The sequence below is a fragment of the Bowmanella yangjiangensis genome, assembly GCF_017255015.1.
Classification (GTDB): Bacteria; Pseudomonadota; Gammaproteobacteria; order Enterobacterales; family Alteromonadaceae; genus Bowmanella; species Bowmanella yangjiangensis.
On sequence record NZ_JAFKCS010000356.1, the window covers coordinates 1 to 814 of the forward strand.

1 protein-coding gene and 1 pseudogene are annotated in these 814 nt (G+C 67.7%); one reads left to right on the forward strand and one right to left on the reverse strand.

Features of this window, described 5'->3' with window-relative positions; translation table 11 throughout:
* A partial coding sequence (locus J0A65_RS24515) for a GntR family transcriptional regulator (RefSeq protein WP_206596863.1) occupies window positions 1-472 on the reverse strand: 472 nt, incomplete at its 3' end.
* 91 nt (window positions 473-563) lie between these two features.
* On the opposite strand from J0A65_RS24515, the pseudogene J0A65_RS24520 reads away from it, so the two are divergent.
* Window positions 564-814, forward strand: a pseudogene (locus tag J0A65_RS24520) (GNAT family N-acetyltransferase); the annotation flags it as partial.

An 814-nucleotide genomic window follows, 5' to 3' on the forward strand; every position in this document is an offset into this window, starting at 1 on the left:
TGCGCCGCAGCGCGGGCAGGCCTTGCGCGGGCGGGTAGTTGAGGTCGGGGCTGCTCAGCTGGCGCAGGTGGCGCGCGCCGAGCCGGCTCCAGAGCTTGCGTGGGAAGCTGTCCAGGGCCGGCAGGCCGAGCTGGAACGGCAGCGCCTCTGCGCTCGGCTCATCGCCTGAGCGCGAGGCCTGGCGCTCTTTGGCGGGCAGCAGCGGGTTGCCGGGGGCATGCGGCAACTGTGGGGAGACCACGGTGCCGGCCGGCCCGCGCGGCAGCAGATAACCCTCGCCGACCAGCAACTGGTAGGCCGCCTCTACCGTTCCGCGCGCCAGATTGAGCTCGCTGGCCAGGGCGCGAACCGAGGGCACGCGCTCGCCTGGCTGCAGGCGGCCCTCGGCGATCGCTTCGCGCAGACGCTGATAGAGCTGCAGGTAGATCGGTGTCGCCTTGTCGCGTGCGCTTTCCAGGTGAATGCTGTACATGCCTATGTCCTAATCGATTCGATGATTCTTGGCTCTACTGACTATGCCATGTTCCGCCTAGAGTGGCGGCCATCTTCGATGGAGAACCGCCATGATTACCGACTACCGCTGCGACTGGCTCGACGACCCGGACGAACTGCGTGCCTGCCTGCCCCTGATGCGCGTATTGCGCCCACACCTGAGCGACGCCGACGATTTCGTCCAGCGCCTGCAACGCCAGGCCGAGCAGGGTTATCGCCTGCTGGCGGCGCGCCAGGGCGACGAGGTGCTGGGCCTGGCCGGTTGTCGCCTGCAGGAAAACCTGCTGCACGGGCGCTTCTTCTATGTCGATGACCTGGTGAC